The sequence below is a fragment of the Pseudomonas sp. 24 E 13 genome, from assembly GCF_900004715.1.
GTDB classification, from domain to species: Bacteria; Pseudomonadota; Gammaproteobacteria; order Pseudomonadales; family Pseudomonadaceae; genus Aquipseudomonas; species Aquipseudomonas orientalis_A.
Genome location: NZ_CVTO01000162.1, coordinates 1 through 20,233 on the forward strand (window position 1 = coordinate 1; position 20,233 = coordinate 20,233).

The window sequence follows — 20,233 nt, forward strand, 5'->3', positions numbered from 1 at the left end:
GCCTTGATTTGCCCGTCGGCGTTGCCCTTTTCCCAGCCATCGCGCAGCAGCCAGCCGAACGCCGAATGCGCGCCCCGGGCACTGATGTTGATGTTTTCAGCAACGCTGGACAGCGGAATGATGCCCTCTTTCTTGCGGTCTTCCGGGCACAGCAGTACGCCGGCCGCGATGGCATCGCGCGGTGAACGCAATTGCAGCGGCTCACCGCACAACTCCAGGCTGCCGGCACTGGCACGCTCCAGGCCGCTGAGCAGGCGGAACAGTTCCGTGCGCCCTGCTCCCACCAAGCCGAACAGGCCTAGGATTTCGCCTTTGCGCACGTTGAAACTGATCGGCGCGCGCAGGCCGGGACCGAGCAGGCCGTCGACCTTGAGCGCCACTTCGCCGTGCTCGCGCGGGCGATAGTCGTAGATGTCCTGGATATCGCGGCCGACCATGCAGGTCACCAACTGATCGTGGCTCAGCGCGCTCATGTCCTCGAAGGTGCGCACGAAGCGCCCGTCCTTGAACACCGTGACCGCATTGCAGATACGGAACACTTCTTCCATGCGGTGGGAGACATAGAGCACCACTTTGCCCTCATCGCGCAGGCGCGTGATGATCGCCATCAAGCGATCAATCTCACGCGCCGACAGGCTGCTGGTCGGCTCATCGAAGGCAATCACATGGGCGCCACGGGACAGCGCCTTGGCGATTTCCACCAATTGGCGCTGGCCCAGGGACAGGCGCCCGAGCTTTTCCTGGGGATCGATTTCATCGGCCAGGCCCTTGAGGCACGCCAGCGCCTGCTGGCGCAGCACACCGCGGTTGACCACGCCAAAACGCGACGGTAGATGCCCGAGGAACAGGTTTTCGGCCACGGTCATTTCCGGCACCAGGTGCAGCTCCTGATGGATCACCGCCACGCCGCTGGCAATGCTGTCGGCGGCGTTCTTGAAGGCCATGACCCGCTCGCCGATCTGCACCGTGCCGCTGCTGGGAATATAGGCGCCGCCGAGGATCTTCAGCAGCGTCGATTTACCCGCACCGTTCTCGCCCATGAGGGCGTGCACTTGCCCCGGGTGCGCGGTGAAGCTGATGCCATCGAGCGCCTTGACCCCAGGGAAGGTTTTGCCGATACCGTCAAAACGCAGGGCCGCAGCGGTCATTTCCACAGCCCGATCTTGGTCAGTTCTTCCTGGAAATTGGCACGGGTGATCAGGGTCACTTCGTCCATCGCGGTGTACTTCGGCGGTTCAGTGCCTTTGGTGACCCACTCGTACATCATCAGAGCGGTGTTGTAGCCCTCGATATGCGGGCTTGGCAGCATCGAGCCGAAGAAGCCGCTGTCGGCTTTCTTCAATTCGCCGATGGCGTCGGTGCCATTGATGCCGATGCCGATCACGTTGGCGGCCTTGAAGCCGGCGCTTTCAGTGGCACGTACGCCACCGAGCACGGTGTTGTCGTTCATGCCGCCGATGATCAGGTTTTTCGCGCCGCTGGGCAGCTTGACCAGGGCCGAATTAGTGGCGTCCATGCTGCCGGGCACGTCGAGGGTTTTAAGCGCGGCGGTGAGGATATGGTCCTTGGGAATGCCGGCTTCTTCCAGAGATTTGATCGAGCCGTCGGTGCGTTTCTTGCCGGTGTCGAGTTCGTTGAAGGTGTTGATTACCGCGTAGGTGTCCTTCCAGTCCCAGCCGCGTTTTTTCGCTTCGGCGGCCATGGCGGCGCCCTGTTTCTGGCCCACTTCAAACGCGGCCATGCCCAGGTACGGCACGTCTTCCATGAAGTTGCCCTTGGCGTCGACGAAGCGGTCGTCCACGGCCATCACTTTGAGGCCGTTGACCTTGGCCTTGGCGACGATGGCCGGGCCGAGGGACACATCCGGCGGGCAGATCACAAAGCCCTTGGCGCCGTTGGCGGCCAGGCTGTCGATGGCCGACAGGGTTTTCTCGCCATCCGGCACGGCGATCTTGATCACGGTGAAACCGTGCTCCTTGCCGGCTTTTTCGGCGAAGGCCCATTCGGTCTGGAACCAGGGTTCTTCGGCCTGTTTGACCAAAAAGCCGATCTTCACTTCTTCAGCGGCCAGCAACAGCCCGCTCAAGCTCATGGCCGAGACCGCCACAGCGGCGCAGCACAGGGAACGCAAACCACGACGACGATTCATACGGGTGACTCCTTGTTGTTGTTTTGTGTTTTTGTGTAGGAGCGAGCTTGCTCGCGAAAAACCTGAGAGCACCGCGTTCATCCAGGATGAACGCGTTATCGTTGACGTTTTTCGCGAGCAAGCTCGCGCCTACAGGGTTTATCCGGCAAAGCGAGTGCAAGGTTTTCCAGGGACATCAACGTCTAGGGCCAGCACCGCACCGTCCAGGGGGTGACCCAAGGGGCTCGCGGCGCTGGTGATATACAAGGTGGTGAGATCCGCTCCACCGAACACGCAACTGGTGGGCCGGCTGACCGGCAGTTCGATGATGCGGTCCACCTCACCGTCAGGCGCCAGGCGCAGCAGGCAACTGCCGTCCCAGCGCGCATTCCAGATATAGCCTTCAGTGTCCATGGCCGAGCCGTCCGGCCCGCCGCGTTCGTGCGGGCCGAACCACACCTGTGCGGGTGCCAGCCGGCCATCGGCGTGGATCGAATGCTGATAGAGCGTGCCATCCAGGCTGTCGCCAAAGTGCACCTGGCTACCCTCCTCGTTCCACAGCAAGGTATTGGGAATGCCCAGCCCGCTGAGCAACGGCGTGACCGTCGCATCGGCATCGATGCGAAACAGCCCGCCGGAGCGTCGCGTGATCGGCAGGTCTTCACCCTGCTCGCCAATATTGTTCTGCATGGTGCCCAGCCACAGTCGGCCCTGGGCATCGCAGCGCGCTTCATTGCCACGGTTGCCCGCTTGCGGGTCGGCCACGCACAGCAGGGTCAAGGCTTCGGTGTTCAAGTCCAGCCGGTACACACCGCTGCTCAGGGTCACCAGTGCATCGCCGCTTTCACAGGGAATGAACGCCGAGACGTGCTCGGGTAATTGCCAGACCCGCAACTGCCCGCCCATCAGGCGCAGCGCCTGCCGGGCGGCGATATCCACCCAATAAAGGGCCTGGGACCGCGCATCCCAGAACGGCCCTTCGCCCAACCGGGCACGGTGTGAGGTGACTGCGCTCAATGTCATGAAGCCTCCGGGTGACTTACAGCGATTCGCGAGACGGCGCGCCATCCACCAGCCGCTGGATACGCAGCGGGTTGGCGTTCTTCAGCGCGTCGGGCAGCAAGCTGTCAGGGTAGTTCTGGAAGCACACCGGGCGCAGGAAACGATCGATGGCCAAGGTGCCGACCGAGGTGCCACGGGCATCCGAGGTGGCCGGGTACGGCCCGCCGTGCACCATCGAATCGCAGACTTCCACGCCGGTGGGGTATCCGTTGAGCAGGATGCGTCCGACTTTCTGCTCCAGCAGCGGCGTCAGCTCGGCGAACTGTTGCAGGTCGCCCGGCTCGCCAATGATCGTGGCCGTCAACTGCCCGTGCAGGCCGTGCAAGGCGGTGCTGAGCTGGGCCTGGTCGGCGACTTCGACAAACACCGTGGTGGGGCCGAAGACTTCTTCCTGCAGCACTTCGTCGCCGTCGATCAACAGGCGTACATCGGCTTTGAACAGTTGCGGCTGCGCCTGGTTGCCCGATTGCGCGTTGCCGGCCAGGTGTTCAATGCCAGGGTGGGACAGGAGTTTTTCCAGGCCCTTGCCGTAGCTGCCCAGGGTGCCGGCGTTGAGCATGGTCTGCGCCGGTTGCTCGCCGATCAGCTGCGCCACTTGTTGGGTGAATGCGCTGAATTCGGGCGAAGCGATGCCGATCACCAGGCCTGGGTTGGTGCAGAACTGACCGCAGCCCTGCACCACCGAGGCGGTCAGGTCGCGGGCCACGCTTTCGGCCCGTGCCTTGAGGGCCTGGGGCAATACAATCACCGGGTTGATGCTCGACATCTCGGCAAATACCGGGATCGGCTGCGGGCGGGCTGCGGCCATGTCGCACAGGGCACGGCCGCCCTTGAGCGAGCCGGTAAAGCCCACCGACTGGATCGCCGGATGCTTGACCAGCGCTTCGCCGACGCCGCCACCGAAAATCATGTTGAATACACCGGCGGGCATCTCGGTCGCTTGCGCGGCGCGAATGATCGCATCGGCGACCTGTTCAGCCGTCGCCATATGGCCGCTGTGGGCCTTGAACACCACCGGGCAGCCTGCCGCCAACGCCGCCGCGGTATCGCCACCGGCCGTGGAAAATGCCAGGGGGAAGTTGCTGGCGCCGAACACGGCGACCGGGCCGAGGCCGATGCGGTATTGGCGCAGGTCCGGACGCGGCAGCGGCTGGCGATCCGGCAGTGCCTTGTCGATGCGCGCACCGTAGAAATCACCCCGGCGCAGCACGTTGGCGAACAGGCGCATCTGGCCGCTGGTGCGCCCACGCTCGCCCTTGATACGCGCAGCCGGCAAGGCGGTTTCGCGGCACACCAACTCAACGAAGTTATCGCTCAGGGCATCCAGTTCGTCGGCGATCGCATCCAGGAACTGCGCGCGCCGCGCCGCACTCAAGGCGCGGTAGGCTGGATACGCCTGGGCGGCGGCCCTGGCGGCGGCGTCGACTTCCTCCGGGGTGGCCTGATAGAAGTCCTGGGGCAAGGCCTGGCCTGTGGTCGCGTCGACGCTTTGCAGCTTGACGCTGCCGTTGGCGCTGCGCTGGCCGCCGATGTAGTTGTGGCCGAGGAACTGGGTCATGGGGCTCTCCTTTAAAGGGTGATAACGTTGCCGGGTTCGAATACCGCATCGCTGCTGCCGACGCTGTTGACCAGCGGCGCGCCGAACTCAGCCTGGCTGATCTCGAACACATCGCCGGCCTGGGTACGTATACCGTCGGCGAATGACAGTGTGGCGGTGCCGAAGAAGTGAATATGCACATCGCCGGGCTTGAGGAACTGGCGGTATTTGAAGTGGTGGTACTCGAGGTTTTCCAGGCTGTGGCACATATTGGCCTCGCCGCTGAGGAATTCGTTCCGCCAGATTTCCTCGCCGTTGCGCAGGATACGGCTGGTGCCCGCCAGGTGCTGGGGCAACTCGCCGACACGCACTTCCGGGCCATAGCTGCAACTGCGCAGTTTGGAATGGGCCAGGTACAGGTAGTTCTTGCGTTCCATGATGTGGTCGGAGAATTCGTTGCCCACCGCAAAGCCCACACGATAGGGCTTGCTGTCCGGGCCGATCACGTAGAGGCCGCCGATTTCCGGCTCTTCACCGGCATCTTCGGCAAACGGTGGTACCGGGAAGGCAGCGCCCGGGCGCACGACGGTGCTGCCGTCGCCCTTGTAGAACCACTCCGGTTGCACGCCCGCCTGGCCGGCCGCCGGCTTGCCGCCCTCCACGCCCCATTTGAAGATGCGCATGGTGTCGGTCAAGGCGGTCTCGTCGCCCGCCTGGTGCATCTTGTCCCGCGCCGAAGCGCTGCCCAGGTGGGTCAGGCCGGTGCCGCTGATGAGCATGTGTGCAGGGTCCGGATGATCCAGCGGCGGCAGGACCTTCAGGTCGGCCAGCAGGCTTGCATAGTCGTGGCTGTCGCCCAGGCCGAGGCTGTTCACCTGTTGTTCCAGGCCCACGCCCGCTTCGATGGCGGCCAGGGCCAACTCGCGCACGCTGCACGCGCTGCGCACCTCACGCAGTTGGCTGCCCTCGACGACGCCGACGCGGCGTTCGCCGTTGCTTGACTCGAACTGAACTAAACGCATGAATTTTCTCCCAGATTAAGGTCGTGTGGCGCCACGGGCGCTGGCGGCGAATTGGTCGACGGGCAGCACATGCTTGCGCTCCAGCACACGGTAGACCACGCCGGTCAAGACCAGCCCGAACACCATCACCGCCGACAGGAAGTACAGGCCCGAAGCCAGGTTGCCGGTGTATTCCTTGAGCGCACCGATCACGAACGGGCCGATGTACCCGCCGAGGTTGCCCACCGAGTTGATCAACGCAATACCCGCCGCCGCACTGGCGCCGGCGAAGAACCGCCCCGGCAAGGTCCAGAACACCGCGGTGCAGGAAAACAGGGCGAATGCGGCCAGGCACAGCGCCGCCATCTGCAGCACGGGCGCACTCAGCCAGGCGCTTGAAAACAGGCCGATGGCGCCCAGTACATAGAGCACGGCGAGGTGGCCGTAACGGTCATTCAGGCGGTCGGAACTGCGCGGGATGATCAGCAGACCGATGATGCCGAAGAGGTAAGGCACGGCGGAGATGAAGCCGGTGGTGAGGTCACTGCCGCCGAACTGTTTGATCAAGGTCGGCAGCCACAGGCCAAGGCCGTAGATGCTCAGGGTCACCGGCAGGTAGAACAGCGCCAGCAGCAACACGCGCTTGTCTTTCAACGCATGCAACGGGTTGCCGTGACGGGTCTGGCCGTAGGCTTGCAGGTCTTTGTTCAACTCACCCGTGAGCCAGGCCTTTTCTTCCTCGCTCATCCACTTGACCTGCTTGGGGCCGTCCGGCAGGTAGCGCAGCACTGGCCAGGTCAGCAGGATCGCCGGGGTGCCGATCACGATAAACAGCCACTGCCAGCCGTGCAGGCCGAGCAGGCCATCCATGCCCAGCAGGCCGCCCGACACCGGGCCGGTGATCATCATGGCGATGGGTTGGGACAGAATGAACAGCCCGAGGATCTTGCCGCGATGGCGCACCGGGAACCATTGGGTGATGTAGTACAGCACGCCCGGGAAGAACCCCGCCTCGGCCGCGCCGAGCAGAAAGCGCATCACGTAGAAGCTGTGCGGCCCCTGCACAAAGGCCATGCCGATGGTGATGGTGCCCCAGGTGATCATGATGCGCGCAAACCAGCGCCGCGCGCCGAAGCGGTCGAGCATCAGGTTGCTGGGAATCTCGAACAGGAAGTAGCCAATGAAGAACAACCCGGCGCCCAGGCCATAGGCCGCATCGCCGATGCCGACGTCGGCGCCCATGTGCAGCTTGGCGAAGCCAACGGCGGAGCGGTCCACATAGGCAATCAGGTACAGCAGGATCAGGAAGGGAATCAGTTTCAGCGTGATGCGCCGAATAAGCCGCAGTTCCTGGCTCATGGGGGTCGATCTCCGATTGTTGTTTTTATAGAAGCTCGGGGGACGCCTCTCGCGAAAATCCGCCAGGGTCATACCTCAGTTGAGAAAGACTATATAGTAGGACTATTTACAAAACAACTCTTCCAAAGCTTGGTTTTTGCGCTTATGTTTAGCTACGGTTAGAACATATAGTCATACAATAAGAGAATCGATCATGTCTGATAAAAAGCCCGGCCTACGCTCCGCCCAGTGGTTTGGTACTGCCGACAAGAACGGCTTCATGTACCGCAGCTGGATGAAGAACCAGGGCATTGCCGACCATCAGTTCCATGGCAAGCCGATCATCGGCATCTGCAACACCTGGTCGGAGCTGACCCCGTGCAACGCGCATTTCCGCCAGATCGCCGAGCACGTCAAACGCGGCGTGATCGAAGCCGGTGGCTTTCCGGTGGAATTTCCGGTGTTCTCCAACGGCGAATCGAACCTGCGCCCTACCGCCATGCTCACGCGTAACCTGGCGAGCATGGATGTGGAAGAAGCGATTCGCGGCAACCCGATCGATGGCGTGGTGCTGCTGACCGGCTGCGACAAAACCACTCCGGCGCTGCTGATGGGCGCCGCCAGTTGTGATGTGCCGGCCATCGTCGTCACCGGCGGGCCGATGCTCAACGGCAAACACAAGGGCCAGGACATCGGCTCGGGCACGGTGGTGTGGCAGCTCAGCGAACAGGTCAAGGCCGGCACCATCACCCTGGATGATTTCCTTGCGGCCGAAGGCGGCATGTCGCGCTCGGCGGGTACCTGCAACACCATGGGCACCGCGTCGACCATGGCCTGCATGGCCGAAGCGCTGGGCACCTCCCTGCCGCACAACGCGGCGATTCCGGCGGTGGATGCGCGGCGTTATGTGCTGGCGCATATGTCCGGCATGCGCGCGGTGGAGATGGTGCGCGAAGATTTGAAACTGTCGAAGATTCTCACCAAAGAAGCGTTTGAAAACGCGATTCGCGTCAACGCGGCCATCGGCGGCTCGACCAACGCGGTGATTCACCTCAAAGCCATCGCCGGGCGCATCGGCGTCGAGCTCGACCTGGATGACTGGACGCGCATCGGCCGTGGCATGCCGACCATTGTCGATTTGCAGCCGTCGGGGCGCTTCCTGATGGAGGAGTTCTACTACGCCGGTGGCCTGCCCGCCGTGTTGCGCCGTCTCGGTGAAGCCAACCTGATCCCGCACCCGAATGCCTTGACCGTCAACGGCAAGTCGTTGGGCGAAAACACCAAGGACTCGCCGATCTACGGCCAGGATGAGGTGATCCGCACCCTCGACAACCCGATCCGCGCCGACGGCGGCATTTGCGTACTGCGCGGCAACCTGGCGCCACTCGGTGCGGTGCTCAAGCCATCGGCCGCCAGTGCCGAGCTGATGCAGCACCGTGGCCGCGCGGTGGTGTTCGAAAACTTCGACATGTACAAGGCACGCATCAACGACCCGGAGCTGGACGTGGACGCCAACTCGATCCTGGTCATGAAAAACTGCGGGCCCAAGGGTTACCCGGGCATGGCTGAAGTGGGCAACATGGGCCTGCCGGCCAAGTTGCTGGCCCAGGGCGTGACCGACATGGTGCGCATTTCCGATGCGCGCATGAGCGGCACGGCGTACGGCACGGTGGTGTTGCACGTGGCGCCGGAAGCGGCGGCCGGCGGGCCGTTGGCTGCGGTGAAGGAAGGCGACTGGATTGAGCTCGACTGCGCCAACGGCCGCCTGCACCTGGACATCCCCGACGCAGAGCTGGCAGCGCGCATGGCCGACCTGGCGCCACCTGAAAAACTCATCGTCGGCGGCTATCGCCAGCTGTACATCGACCATGTGCTGCAGGCTGACCAGGGCTGCGACTTCGACTTCCTGGTGGGTTGCCGAGGGGCTGAAGTCCCACGGCATTCCCACTAATTGGGATGCTATGATGCCGCGAATCTAAGTCAGAGCCTGCCCGTCGTTATGGATCACCAGCCGCCCAAGCCGCGCAAGAGCCAGCATGCCCAGATCGTTCAAGACCTGGGCATGCACATCGTTTCCGGCCGCTTCAAGCCCGAAGAACGTCTGCCCATGGAGGCCACGCTCTGCGAGGAATACAAGGTCAGCCGTTCGGTGCTCCGCGAGGCGACGCGGGTGCTCAGCGCCAAGGGCCTGGTGTATTCCAAGCCGCGCGTGGGCGCGGTGGTGCGGCCACGCTTGAAATGGCACCTGCTCGACCCGGACGTGCTGTCCTGGTTGATGCAGTCCACGCCCCACAGTGAATTCTTCAATACCCTGGCCGGGGTGCGGCGCATTCTCGAACCGGAAATCGCCGCCATGGCAGCGACCACCGCCACCGATGAAGATATCGCCATCATCGAACACGCCTACCAGGGCATGGAAACCGCCAAGACCCACGAAGAACTGTTGCAGGCCGACCTGGATTTTCACCGTGCGATTGCCGACGCCACGCGCAACGACCTGCTCGCCTACATGTGCAACATGCTTTCGCTGCCGTTGCGTGAATCGATCAACATCACCAACCGCCGCCCGGATATCCAGGGGTTGAGCCTGCCCCGGCACAAGGCGATTCTGACCGCGATAAAAAACCGTGACGCGCTGGGCGCGCGGCATGCCTCGCTGGTGCAACTGGATGACACCCGCGTGGCGCTGGATACGGTGATGAATGTGTTGACGCCGTTGTAGATCGCCCAAGGGATAAATGGAATCAAATGTGGGAGGGGGCTTGCCCCCGATGGCGGTGGGTCAGCGACAACAGAGCTGGCTGACATACCGCATCGGGGGCAAGCCCCCTCCCACATTTGGACTGTGTACAGCGTCAGAGGGTGTAGGCGATGCCCACCTGCACGGTGCGCGGCTCACCCGGGTAGGCATAGAAGTTCAGGAACGAGCCCTCTTCGTATTCACGGTTGAACAGGTTCTTCACATCCAGGTTGAGCCGCACGTTCTCGTTGACCTTGTAGTAACCGAGCAGGTCGACCACCGTGTAAGCGTCCATGGTGAAGGTGGAATTGGCGGTCTGCCCGGCACGATCAGCCACGTATTTGCCACCGGCGCCAAGGCCCAGGCCCTTGAGTGCGCCATCCTGGAACTCGTACACGTTGAGCAGGCTGAAACTGTTGCGCGGGATGTTGGCCTGACGCGTCCCGGTACGCACCGTCGTGTCCTTGGTAACGGCGGCATCCACATAGGCATAGCCGCCGATCATCCGCCATTCAGGCGTCAGGTTGCCGGCCACGTTCAGGTCGAAACCACGGCTGCGCACCTCGCCGGTCGCGACCTTGAAATCGGCGTTGAGCGGGTCGACACCCTGGACGTTCTTCTTTTCGATCTGGTAGATCGCCGCATCGACGCTCAGCTGTTTATCCAGCGCTTCCCATTTCACGCCCATCTCATAGGACTTGCCTTTCTCCGGCTCGAACCCGCCACCTTGACGGCTGGCACCGGTGTTCGGCTTGAAGGAGCGGGCGGCATCGGCGTAGAGCGCGACGGTGTCGGTGAGGTCATACATCACGCCGACGCGCGGGGTGACGGCGTTGTCGGCTGCGTTCCAGGGTTTGACGCCCGACACATAGGATTCGTACTGGTGCTCGAAGCGCTCAAGGCGTGCGCCGGCGAGGACTTTCAAACGTTCGGTCAGCGCCACCTGGTCCTGGACGAAGACCGCATAGGTCTTGAGGTTTTCTTTATCGTGGGTCGGCGTGCGGGTCAGCGCCGGACGTGGCTGGCCATAGACCGGGTTGAAGATATCGATTGGAAAAGTCCCCGCTGCAGCGCTGGAACGCTGGATGATCGACTTGTAATCGTAATCTTCGTATTCGATGCCTGTGAGCAAGGTGTGGTCGAGGCCACCGGTGGAGAAATGCCCGGTCAGGTTGAGCTGATAGTCCTTGTCGGTCCATTCCAGCTTGCGGTAGTTGAAGTTGCGCTGCAGGGTGCGGCCGTCAGCGCCGAGGCTGCTCGCGTTATTGGCCTCCACGCCATCGCCCTTCATCGTGCCGTCCAGCCACTGGAACCCACCGCCCAGGGTCCAGTTGTCGTTGAGCAGATGCTCGAAGCGCAACTGGGCCGTGTTGTTATCGTTGTGCAGGTCACCGGCGTACTTTTCACCCCAGAAGGTGTCGCGCGACGGCGTGCCGCGCTGGTTGGCAAAGCGGGTCAGGCCGCGATCCAGCGGGTGGTTGTTGCGTATGAAGTCGCCTTCGAAGATCACCTTGGTCTCATCGGTCGCTTGCCAGGTCAGCACCGGGGCCACGCCGTAGCGTTCGGTGGAGACATGGTCGCGGAACGTATCGCCGCCCTCGCCCACCACATTCAGGCGATAGGCCAGGCGGCCTTCTTCATCCAGCGGGCCGGACGCATCCAGGGTGCCGCGCTTCATGCCTTGATCATCCAGTTGGCTGCCCAGTGTGACCGTGCGCTCGGCCAACGGCTGCTTGGACACCACGTTGAAGGTGCCGCCGGGATCGCCCCGGCCGTAGAGCATGGTCGCCGGGCCACGCAACACTTCAAGACGTTCGATCGTGTTGGCGTCGGGCATGGCCGGGTAGCCGCGGTTCACGGGGAAACCGTTGCGATAGAACTCTGCCGTGGTAAAACCGCGCACGGTGAAATTGGTGAGGCCCTGGCCGCCGAAGTTATTCGCCCGGCCCACCCCGCCCGCGTAATCGAGCGCATCTTGCAGACGCGTCGCACCGATGTCCTCGACCACGTCTCTGGAGACCACGGTGATGGACTGCGGTGTTTCATGGATGGATGTATCGGTACGCGTCGCACTGGCTGAACGTGTGGCGTGGTAGCCCTTGACCGGTCCTTGAGCCGTCTCGAAATCCGCCGTGCCGGTCACAGTGGTCGCCTGCAACTCAAGGCTGGTTTTTTCGGTGGGGGCACTATCTGCCCAACTGAACGGGGAAAACGCCTGCAGCACACAGATGGAAATCAGGGTACGACGCATGGATGTTGAACCTAGTGAATGAGCCAGATGGGGCGGCAAACCTGCCAAGAATTCGCCGCGCATCATATATCAATGCATTCTCGTTTGATATCCGTTCTCATTTGTTATTTTTCGTGTATCAGCTTTGTACGAAGTGGCGCGGATTGTCTGGTGGATGAAAAACAAATGTGGGAGGGGGCTTGCCCCCGATGGCGGTGTATCAGTCAAAAATATTGAGACTGAGCCACTGCTACCGGGGGCAAGCCCCCTCCCACATTTAGATATGCGCAAAAACGCTTTTTACTGGCCTCAGCGATAGCGCTCCAACCAGTGCGCATAAGGCGCCGGCAGGGTCCAGGAGGCGTTGTCCACGCCCAGCTCCTTGGCCGCAAAGTACGCCCAATGCGGATCGGCCAGGTGCGCACGGCCCACCGACACCAGGTCAAGTTGCCCGGCCTGCAGCGCGCCTTCGGCCAGTTGCGGCGTACCAAAGCCCCACGCCGATGTCACCGGAATACCCGCTTCGCGGCGCACACGCTCGGCGATCGGGCCCAGGAAGGCCGGGCCCCACGGGATGTTGGTGTCGGGAATGGTGAACCCGACGCTGACGCTCAGCAGGTCCAGACCACCGGCCTTGAAACGGCGCGCCAGTTCGATGGACTCGGTGAGGGTCTGCTCATCGCGACCGTCGTATTCGATCACACCGAAGCGTGCGGTAAGCGGCAGGTTTTCCGGCCAGACTTCGCGCACGGCGGCCAGGGTTTCCAGGAGGAAGCGGCTGCGGTTGTCGAAGCTGCCACCGTAGGCGTCGGTGCGCTGGTTGGTGTGTTCGGAAAAAAAGCTCTGGCCCAGATAGCCATGGGCGAAGTGCAGTTCGATCCACTCAAAACCGGCATCACGGGCGCGACGGGCGGCGTCGACGAAATCCTGCCGGACCCGGGCGATATCGTCCAGGGTCATGGCACGCGGCACCTTGGGCAGGTTCTCGCCGAACGCAATCGCCGAAGGGGCGATGGTTTCCCAGCTACTGGCATCGGACGCAGGGATGTGGTCGTCGCCTTCCCATGGACGGTTGGCGCTGGCTTTGCGACCGGCGTGGGCGATCTGGATACCCGGTACGGAGCCCGCCGCCTTGATGGCCTTGACCATGGGAACGAACGCCTGGGCATGGGCATCGCTCCAGATACCGGCGCAGCCTGGAGTGATACGCCCCTCAGGCGAGACGGCGGTGGCCTCGACCACCAGCAGGCCGGCACCGCCACGGGCCATGCTGGCCAAGTGCACGTGGTGCCAGTCATTGACCATGCCGTCGTCGGCCCTGTATTGGCACATCGGTGGAATGGCAATGCGATTGCGCAGGGTAACGTCTTTGAGTTTGAACGGTTCGAATAATGCGGACATCAGATACTCCGAGGGAAAGGTGGTTGATTCGATAGTTCGATGGTAATCGAACTATGGTGTTCAGTGCTACCCCCCTGTTATGATTCGCTCCATGCGCGCATTCAAACACCCTACCCTGCAAGAACTCACGCTGGAGCGTCTGCTTTACGCCCTCAGCGACCCCGTGCGCCTGGAAATCGTGCGCTGCCTGGCCGACGTGCCCGAAGCCACCTGTGGTGAACTGGACGGAGGGCGACCCAAATCCAGCGTGTCCCACCACTTCAGGGTATTGCGCGACGCCGGCCTGGTGAACACGCGCAATGTGGGCACCACCCACATGAACTCATTGCGCCGTGATGAACTCGAGGAGCGTTTCCCCGGGTTGCTGGCCAGCGTACTGGCCCAGCGCTGAATCACGCCGGCTGCGCTTCAGGCCGCGACGGGCCGCAGCGGCGCGCCATCGAGATGCACACAGTCCTTGCCATTGCGCTTGGCGCCATACAGGTTCTTGTCGGCGATCTTGAGTACCATCGACAGTTCGTCACCTGACGTAAAGCGCGCCATGCCGGCACTGCACGTATAGTTGTGCGGGGCCGCGACGCTGCAACGGATCGCCTGCAGCAAATCCAGCACAAACTCGCAGGCAAACGCCGGGTCATCGCCCTGCAACAGCACGCCGAACTCTTCCCCGCCGATCCTTCCAAAGCTGTAGCTGCCTTTGGCGTTTTTCAGGCAGAGCGCCATGGCGCGCAGAATCTTGTCCCCAACGTCGTGGCCATACCGGTCGTTCATCGCCTTGAAACTGTCGATATCGAGCATGATGAAGTAGCCACCGTGGCCGCTGTCTAGCAGCTTTTCGAAGCTCTGCATGAACGCGCGCCGGTTGAGGATGGAGGTCAGGTAATCGGTCTCGGCCAAGGCGCGAAACTCACTTTCCACCAGCAACACCGAACGCAGGTTCTTCAGGTACGAGTAACTGAGGATAAAACCGATCGACACCGACGAGGCGCAAAATATCAACAGATAGCCTTGGGTTGCGGCATACAGCTCGGCCTGCATGGGCGACCACAGGATGAGCCACACCGACAGCGCGCCAACCAGATAGTCCTGAACGCTGATAAACAGGATGGCGCTGCCGACCACCAGGGTGACCGCCAAGGGCAAGCCATAGATACGCAATTGCGGATTCAAGTGAATCACATAGGCAAACCCCACTGACAACAGCACGATGTAGGTCACCCCCAGCAAGCGCCACAGTAGAAAGTTCGTCGTCAGCGAATGAACACGGCAAACAAGCAACAGGGCAAGGGTGACACTCAACATATACAGGTCCAACAGCGTTGCCTGCATCCAACCGATACCTGTCCAGGCAATGATGCCTATCCATTCGGCTTGCGTGACCGCAGGCGACAACAACCTGCGCATCCTGGGTCTTAACTTCAAGTGAGCCGGCATCCTTACGCTCCCATTTCAATAGCATGCAGGCCCACCGCAAATGAAAAGGCCATGAACCGCTTTACCAGGCTGACGAAGGGTGGCAGCACTTCCAGGCGGGTCTTGGAGTGCGCTTTGAAATAGCCCTTTTCAACGCCCTCCTGAACCATTCGGATAATGTGGGTCTTGGACACCGAAAGTTGCTTGGCCAAGGCAAGATAAGACGATGACCTGAACGTTGCCCGATCATTTTCCGGCGCAAAGGCGTCGTTATAAATGGCCAGCATCAACAGGTGCCCGGCGTCTCTTTTCACCAGCCAGTAACACTCGGGCAGCAATACATCGACCGTCAGGTCGGCGTCGAGAATGATGGCAAAGCCCCTGAAGTAGAGGGCCAGGAAGCCGCGATCATCCAGCTCGCGCATTTTCCGGAATATCGCCCGGTCAGGGTACAGCCGCGCCAACGACTCGGTAAGCGAGTTCAACATCAAGCGTGCTTCACGGCAGGCTTCATCCGAGGGCGCATACACTCGGAAACGACTGTCTTCCGGGTGCGGCGCCACCTCCATAAAGCCCAGCGCCCGTAATAACAGAAACATTGATTCCAGGCTGTTTTTTGAACAATACCTGCGCGTCACGCACAGGGTTTTAACTTCGGACAACAACGGTAACGGTGTGGCGAAGTACTCACTCAATAACGCAAACGACACCATCAGACGACTGTATTTAAGTGCACTCTTATAGAAAAACGGTCGTCTGGAATAGGGCACGAGCAGCACGTGGTAATGCGCTCTCAAGCACGATTCAAAATCCTTATGACGTTCGATTGCTTGCGCGGTACTCCACATAGCCGACTTCAACGAACTGACATGCATGAAAGAGCCCTGATCATCCAACTTGATTCCTGATCTCAGCTACGAAATCCCTGCAGCCCGGCCCCAAAACAAATCACGTGGTAAACCCTGCGGTTAATGGCTTTTTGCCTCGAACGCAATGTACAGCGATTGCTGCGCAAGACGTCATCAGTACCAAAGTTGTTCCAGTTTCCCCGGTGCCCCCTGCCATCGGCAGTTCGAAGACACTTCCTGTTACATCCACCCTGGCGTCGCGCTAAAACATCCAACCAGGTCTCGTTGGGCGAACCTTCATCCGCCTGCGGCGTCGTAACCTGGCATTGTCGCCAAACGCACGCGCGAGGTTCTCGTTTGAAAGCTGCCCTTCTCAAGAAATACCGCCTGATCATCAAGACCATGGGCTATGTGGGCTGGGCCCTGTTCTGGCTGTTGTTGTGGGATATCGCCGTCACGGTGGATTTCATGCTGTTCCTCAACTCCAAGATCAACTTGCCGCTGATGCCTCTGACCTTGCTGGGTTCGGCGCTGGTGGTGCTGATCAGCTTTCGTAACAGCAGCGCCTACAACCGCTGGTGGGAAGCGCGCACTTTATGGGGCTCGATGGTCAACAACTCGCGCAGCTTCGCGCGCCAGGTGCTGACCCTGCTGGACGACCCCGACAGCGAAGTGAACCCGATCAAATCGACCCTGCTGCGCCGTCATGTGGCCTATGTGAATTGCCTGGCCGCGCACCTCAAGGGCGAGCCCTGCCCGGAGGAAGTGCGCGCGTTCATCCCTGACGAGGAATTCGCGCGCAATGGCGCCACCAACAACTTCGCCAACGACATCCTGACCGGCTCGGCCGCCTTGCTCGCCCGGGAATACAAGGCCGGTCACCTGGACAGCATCCGCCTGGCGCGGCTGGAGTCGACCCTGGTGGACCTGTCCAATGCCCAGGGCGGCATGGAGCGCATCGCCAACACGCCGCTGCCCTACCCCTACGTGTATTTCCCCCGGCTGTTCATTTCGCTGTTCTGCCTGATCGTACCGGTGGGCCTGGTGGAATCCCTCGGCTGGTTCACCCCGTTGGCCTCTACGGTGGTGGGCTTCATGCTGCTGGCGATCGAACGCATCGGCACCGACCTGCAAAGCCCGTTTCGCTCCAGCGAACATCAGATCCAAATGGAAGCCATCTGCGAAACCATCGAGAAAAACCTGCAGTCCATGCGCCGTGACGCCCTGGCCGGCGATCAAATCGGCTGAGTCCCCGCCCTTCCCCCTCAAGTGCCGGCGCCCTCGGTCGATAAACCGAGGGTACGCATGGCCTCGGCCCCATAACAACGCATGCGACGCTTAGCACGACCGTTTCCCCCTTGCCAAAACTATAAATACCCGCGGGTGAAGTCATGAATATCAAGCAGAAGCTGACATGGGCGTTTGCGGCCATCGCGTGCGTGCCGGTCATCCTGGTCGCCGTTATTGTGGTGTTGAATGTGCGCGAAGGCGCCCTTGCCAACTTTCTCGACAGCAGCGGTCGCGAGATCCGCCAGATCGACAATGGCATGAAGCAGTTTTTCGACGGCATCAGCCAGAACGTGGAATTCGTGGCCAAGGACCCGCGCGTTGTTGCGGCCAAGGACCTGAAAAGCTACGCCGGCGCGGATGGGGCGAAAATCCCCCTCACACCGACCAATATCGAGCTGCTGGCGATATTCGACCAGTTCGCCAAAAGCCATCCCAGCACCGCCTACCTGTCCCTGGGCCTGCGCGATGGCGGCTACGCCAGCTGGCCGGACGACACCAAGCTGAACAACTACGACCCACGCGTGCGCCCCTGGTACCAGGCCGGCGTCGCTGCCCCGGGCAAGACCGTGCGCACCGGTGCCTACTACTGGGCGCCGGACGATGTGGTGCTGATCGGTACCGTGCGCGCCGTCGCCGATGCCACGGGCAATATCCTCGGCGTGGTCGGCCTGGACGTGTCGCTCAAGCAACTCACTGAACTGGTACGCACCATCAAGCTGGGCGACAGCGGCTACTTGATGCTGGTGGAAGACAACGGCAACGTGCTGGTAGACCCCAGCGATGCCAAGCACAACTTCAAGCCCCTGGCCGACCTGGGCCCCAACTACGCCGAACTGGCCAAGGGCGGCGACGGCGTGACTCAGGTCGACATCGACGGCGTGGCCTACATGGCCAACGTGGTCAGCTCCAAAGACCTGGGCTGGCGCTTTATCGGCCTGATCAAGCGCGATGAAGTAATGGCCGGTGCCACCCGCCTGACCTGGTTGATCGCGGCCATCGCCGCGGTATTGGCCGTCGTGTTCGCCATTGTCGGCGCCAGTTTCGCCCGCGTGATCGTGCGCCCGATTAGCGGCGTGGCCGATGGCCTGCAGGAAATCGCCGAAGGTGAAGGCGACCTTACGCGCCAGCTCAAGGTGCAAGGCAAGGACGAAACCGCCATCCTCGCCGGCTGGTTCAACCAGTTCCTGGGCATGATTGCCCAACTGGTGCAACGCATCGGCAACGCGTCCTCGGACCTGCAAACCGCCGCCGCCGACACCAGCGAAGTGGCCAGTAACATGAACCAGGCCGCCGGTCGCCAACGCGAAGCGGTGGAACTGGTGAGCACCGCCTTCAACGAGATGGTGGCAACCGCCAATGAAGTGGCCCGTTCCTGCAGCGCCGCTGCGGTGAGTGCCGACGAAGGCTATCGCGACGTACACAACGGCCAGCAGCACATCGGCGAAGCCACCGGCAGCGTGCTCAAGCTCAGCGAAGACTTGCAGAAGTCGACCCAGACCATGCAGTTGCTGGAGCAGGACAGCCAGAACATCAACACCATCCTCGACACCATCCGTTCGATTGCCGAACAGACCAACCTGCTGGCGCTCAACGCCGCGATCGAGGCGGCCCGCGCCGGCGACCAGGGCCGTGGTTTCGCGGTAGTGGCCGACGAAGTCCGCGCCCTGGCTCGACGCACCGCCGATTCCACCGGCGAGATCGACAGCCTGCTGGGCAATCTTGCCCGCCGCACCCAGGAAGTCACCCAACAGATGCAAGGCAGTTTGCTGGTGTCGCACACCAGCGTGGAGCGTATCCAGCAGGCCCGCGACAGCTTCGAAAAGATCCGTGGCTCGGTGGACTCGATTCGCGACCAGAACACCCAGATCGCCACGGCCGCCGAAGAACAGCACCAGGTGGCCGAAGAGATCAACCGGCACATCGCGCAGATCCATGCCGATGCGCAGCTGGTTGAAGAGTTTGCGCATACCGCGCAGACCGGCTCGGGGCGTTTGACCGACATTTCCGGTCAGCTCAACGGTCTGGTGGGCCGCTTCAAGTTCTGACGTCCTCTCCCAAAGCAGGCGGTGAGCCCTTCACCGCCTGATCGCTGCACCCCTTCCCCCCTCAAGCACTGCCAGCGAGCAACTGTAGGAGCGAGCTTGCTCGCGAAAAACGTCAACGATAACGCGTGCTTCCTGAATGAACGCGGTGCCTGTGAGTTTTTCGCGAGCACGCTCGCTCCTACAGCTATTGCGCTTATCGTATTATGGTATACCATCATACGCAGACCCTCACTTAGACGGAGCAGCCCATGAGTTTCGAAATCCGCAAGATCGTCAGTTATGTAGAAGAGACCTTTATCGAGGGCGGCAAAGCCTCCGACACGCCCGTGAAAATGGTCGGACTGGCCGTGGTGCTGAAAAACCCCTGGCTGGGTTGTGGTTTCGTCGAAGACCTGAAGCCGGAAATTCGTGCCAACTGCTCCGACCTCGGCGCGCTGATGGTCGAGCGCCTGGTCGCCATCATCGGCGGCGCCGAGAACATCGAGGCCTACGGCAAAGCGGCCGTGGTGGGTGCCGATGGCGAGATCGAACACGCGAGCGCGATCATCCATACCCTGCGCTTCGGCAACCACTACCGTGAAGCGGTCAAGGCCAAGAGCTACCTGAGCTTCACCAACAAGCGCGGCGGCCCGGGCACCTCGATCCAGATTCCGATGATGCACAAGGACGACGAAGGCCTGCGCTCGCATTACATCACCCTGGAAATGCAGATCGAAGACGCGCCGCGCGCCGACGAAATCGTCGTCGTGCTGGGCTGCGCCGATGGCGGTCGCCTGCACCCACGGATCGGCAACCGTTACATCGACCTGGAAGAGCTGGCGGCTGAACAAGCCCAGTAAGCAACACCGGCCATGACAAAAAGCATGCAGGAGCGCTCCATGATTCGGCTCACCGCTGAACGCACCCCGGCCGGCACCAGTTACCTGGCGACCGGCCAAGGCCAGCCTGTGGTTTTGATCCACGGCGTGGGCCTGAACAAAGAAATGTGGGGCGGGCAAGTCGTTGGCCTGGCCACGAAATACCATGTGATCAGCTATGACATGCTCGGCCATGGCGCCAGCCCGCGCCCGGCCGCCGGCACGCCGTTGCTCGGCTATGCGGACCAGTTGCTGGAACTGCTCGACCACCTGCAAGTGCCCCAGGCCACGGTGATCGGGTTTTCCATGGGCGGCCTGGTCGCACGGGCGTTTGCCCTGCATT

At 61.8% G+C, this 20,233-nt stretch carries 16 protein-coding genes and 2 pseudogenes; 8 read left to right on the forward strand and 10 right to left on the reverse strand.

Annotation, left to right across the window (positions count from 1 at the left end):
- The 6 genes from BFP90_RS26620 to BFP90_RS26645 all read right to left on the reverse strand — a co-directional run.
- Nucleotides 1–1,148, reverse strand: a 1,148-nt coding sequence (locus BFP90_RS26620) for an ATP-binding cassette domain-containing protein (RefSeq protein ID WP_065896060.1), incomplete at its 3' end; no start/stop codon positions are given.
- Nucleotides 1,145–2,149, reverse strand: coding sequence for a substrate-binding domain-containing protein (locus BFP90_RS26625; RefSeq protein ID WP_065898433.1), 1,005 nt, complete (start codon nucleotides 2,147–2,149; stop codon nucleotides 1,145–1,147). The genes BFP90_RS26625 and BFP90_RS26620, both read right to left, overlap by 4 nt.
- 138 nt (nucleotides 2,150–2,287) lie before the next feature.
- Complete coding sequence (locus BFP90_RS26630; protein WP_065898434.1) at nucleotides 2,288–3,151, reverse strand: SMP-30/gluconolactonase/LRE family protein; 864 nt, start codon at nucleotides 3,149–3,151, stop codon at nucleotides 2,288–2,290.
- A gap of 16 nt (nucleotides 3,152–3,167) precedes the next feature.
- Complete coding sequence (locus BFP90_RS26635; RefSeq protein ID WP_065898435.1) at nucleotides 3,168–4,748, reverse strand: aldehyde dehydrogenase (NADP(+)); 1,581 nt, start codon at nucleotides 4,746–4,748, stop codon at nucleotides 3,168–3,170.
- Between the two features lie 11 nt (nucleotides 4,749–4,759).
- Complete coding sequence (gene araD1, locus BFP90_RS26640) at nucleotides 4,760–5,749, reverse strand: AraD1 family protein (RefSeq protein ID WP_065892031.1); 990 nt, start codon at nucleotides 5,747–5,749, stop codon at nucleotides 4,760–4,762.
- 15 nt (nucleotides 5,750–5,764) lie between these two features.
- Nucleotides 5,765–7,087, reverse strand: coding sequence for an MFS transporter (locus BFP90_RS26645; protein ID WP_065892029.1), 1,323 nt, complete (start codon nucleotides 7,085–7,087; stop codon nucleotides 5,765–5,767).
- Nucleotides 7,088–7,280: 193 nt separating this feature from the next.
- Here BFP90_RS26645 and BFP90_RS26650 point away from each other — a divergent pair, with 193 nt between their 5' ends.
- Together BFP90_RS26650 and BFP90_RS26655 are read left to right on the forward strand one after the other, a co-directional pair.
- Nucleotides 7,281–9,017: an IlvD/Edd family dehydratase gene (locus BFP90_RS26650; RefSeq protein WP_003173349.1), complete on the forward strand. Its 1,737-nt coding sequence runs from the start codon at nucleotides 7,281–7,283 to the stop codon at nucleotides 9,015–9,017.
- A gap of 48 nt (nucleotides 9,018–9,065) precedes the next feature.
- On the forward strand, nucleotides 9,066–9,788 hold the full coding sequence (locus tag BFP90_RS26655; protein WP_065892027.1) for a FadR/GntR family transcriptional regulator: 723 nt from the start codon (nucleotides 9,066–9,068) through the stop codon (nucleotides 9,786–9,788).
- A 133-nt stretch (nucleotides 9,789–9,921) separates the two neighbouring features.
- Here the strand turns inward: BFP90_RS26655 and BFP90_RS26660 are convergent, their stop codons facing one another.
- Together BFP90_RS26660 and BFP90_RS26665 are read right to left on the reverse strand one after the other, a co-directional pair.
- Complete coding sequence (locus BFP90_RS26660) at nucleotides 9,922–12,057, reverse strand: TonB-dependent siderophore receptor (protein WP_065898436.1); 2,136 nt, start codon at nucleotides 12,055–12,057, stop codon at nucleotides 9,922–9,924.
- 288 nt (nucleotides 12,058–12,345) lie between these two features.
- Nucleotides 12,346–13,437, reverse strand: coding sequence for an NADH:flavin oxidoreductase/NADH oxidase (locus BFP90_RS26665; RefSeq protein WP_065898437.1), 1,092 nt, complete (start codon nucleotides 13,435–13,437; stop codon nucleotides 12,346–12,348).
- Between the two features lie 91 nt (nucleotides 13,438–13,528).
- On the opposite strand from BFP90_RS26665, the gene BFP90_RS26670 reads away from it, so the two are divergent.
- Entirely contained in the window at nucleotides 13,529–13,828 is a 300-nt protein-coding gene (locus tag BFP90_RS26670) for an ArsR/SmtB family transcription factor (protein ID WP_065883595.1), read from the forward strand.
- 17 nt (nucleotides 13,829–13,845) lie between these two features.
- On the opposite strand, the gene BFP90_RS26675 is transcribed toward BFP90_RS26670, so the two are convergent.
- Together BFP90_RS26675 and BFP90_RS26680 are read right to left on the reverse strand one after the other, a co-directional pair.
- On the reverse strand, nucleotides 13,846–14,871 hold the full coding sequence (locus tag BFP90_RS26675; protein ID WP_065898438.1) for a GGDEF domain-containing protein: 1,026 nt from the start codon (nucleotides 14,869–14,871) through the stop codon (nucleotides 13,846–13,848).
- A gap of 2 nt (nucleotides 14,872–14,873) precedes the next feature.
- On the reverse strand, nucleotides 14,874–15,725 hold the full coding sequence (locus BFP90_RS26680) for a hypothetical protein (protein WP_170875999.1): 852 nt from the start codon (nucleotides 15,723–15,725) through the stop codon (nucleotides 14,874–14,876).
- 330 nt (nucleotides 15,726–16,055) lie between these two features.
- Between BFP90_RS26680 and BFP90_RS26685 the strand changes: the two genes are divergently transcribed.
- The 5 genes and pseudogenes from BFP90_RS26685 to BFP90_RS29380 form a co-directional block, all read left to right on the forward strand.
- Nucleotides 16,056–16,946, forward strand: coding sequence for a bestrophin family protein (locus BFP90_RS26685; RefSeq protein WP_057721971.1), 891 nt, complete (start codon nucleotides 16,056–16,058; stop codon nucleotides 16,944–16,946).
- A gap of 143 nt (nucleotides 16,947–17,089) precedes the next feature.
- A pseudogene (locus tag BFP90_RS29745) lies at nucleotides 17,090–18,172 on the forward strand (cache domain-containing protein); the annotation flags it as partial.
- 345 nt (nucleotides 18,173–18,517) lie between these two features.
- Nucleotides 18,518–19,033: pseudogene (locus tag BFP90_RS29750) on the forward strand (methyl-accepting chemotaxis protein); the annotation flags it as partial.
- Nucleotides 19,034–19,281: 248 nt separating this feature from the next.
- Entirely contained in the window at nucleotides 19,282–19,872 is a 591-nt protein-coding gene (locus BFP90_RS26695; protein WP_065898439.1) for an amino acid synthesis family protein, read from the forward strand.
- A gap of 39 nt (nucleotides 19,873–19,911) precedes the next feature.
- Nucleotides 19,912–20,233: alpha/beta fold hydrolase (locus BFP90_RS29380; protein WP_256097300.1), on the forward strand; the 322-nt coding region annotated here is incomplete at its 3' end.

What these genes read in the sequence shown, in the direction of transcription:
- BFP90_RS26625 (WP_065898433.1), bottom strand. Translation starts at nt 2,149, where the DNA reads ATGAATCGTCGTCGTGGTTTGCGTTCCCTGTGCTGCGCCGCTGTGGCG.
- BFP90_RS26630 (WP_065898434.1), bottom strand. Translation starts at nt 3,151, where the DNA reads ATGACATTGAGCGCAGTCACCTCACACCGTGCCCGGTTGGGCGAAGGG.
- BFP90_RS26635 (WP_065898435.1), bottom strand. Translation starts at nt 4,748, where the DNA reads ATGACCCAGTTCCTCGGCCACAACTACATCGGCGGCCAGCGCAGCGCC.
- araD1 (WP_065892031.1), bottom strand. Translation starts at nt 5,749, where the DNA reads ATGCGTTTAGTTCAGTTCGAGTCAAGCAACGGCGAACGCCGCGTCGGC.
- BFP90_RS26645 (WP_065892029.1), bottom strand. Translation starts at nt 7,087, where the DNA reads ATGAGCCAGGAACTGCGGCTTATTCGGCGCATCACGCTGAAACTGATT.
- BFP90_RS26650 (WP_003173349.1), top strand. Translation starts at nt 7,281, where the DNA reads ATGTCTGATAAAAAGCCCGGCCTACGCTCCGCCCAGTGGTTTGGTACT.
- BFP90_RS26655 (WP_065892027.1), top strand. Translation starts at nt 9,066, where the DNA reads ATGGATCACCAGCCGCCCAAGCCGCGCAAGAGCCAGCATGCCCAGATC.
- BFP90_RS26660 (WP_065898436.1), bottom strand. Translation starts at nt 12,057, where the DNA reads ATGCGTCGTACCCTGATTTCCATCTGTGTGCTGCAGGCGTTTTCCCCG.
- BFP90_RS26665 (WP_065898437.1), bottom strand. Translation starts at nt 13,437, where the DNA reads ATGTCCGCATTATTCGAACCGTTCAAACTCAAAGACGTTACCCTGCGC.
- BFP90_RS26670 (WP_065883595.1), top strand. Translation starts at nt 13,529, where the DNA reads ATGCGCGCATTCAAACACCCTACCCTGCAAGAACTCACGCTGGAGCGT.
- BFP90_RS26675 (WP_065898438.1), bottom strand. Translation starts at nt 14,871, where the DNA reads ATGCCGGCTCACTTGAAGTTAAGACCCAGGATGCGCAGGTTGTTGTCG.
- BFP90_RS26680 (WP_170875999.1), bottom strand. Translation starts at nt 15,725, where the DNA reads ATGCATGTCAGTTCGTTGAAGTCGGCTATGTGGAGTACCGCGCAAGCA.
- BFP90_RS26695 (WP_065898439.1), top strand. Translation starts at nt 19,282, where the DNA reads ATGAGTTTCGAAATCCGCAAGATCGTCAGTTATGTAGAAGAGACCTTT.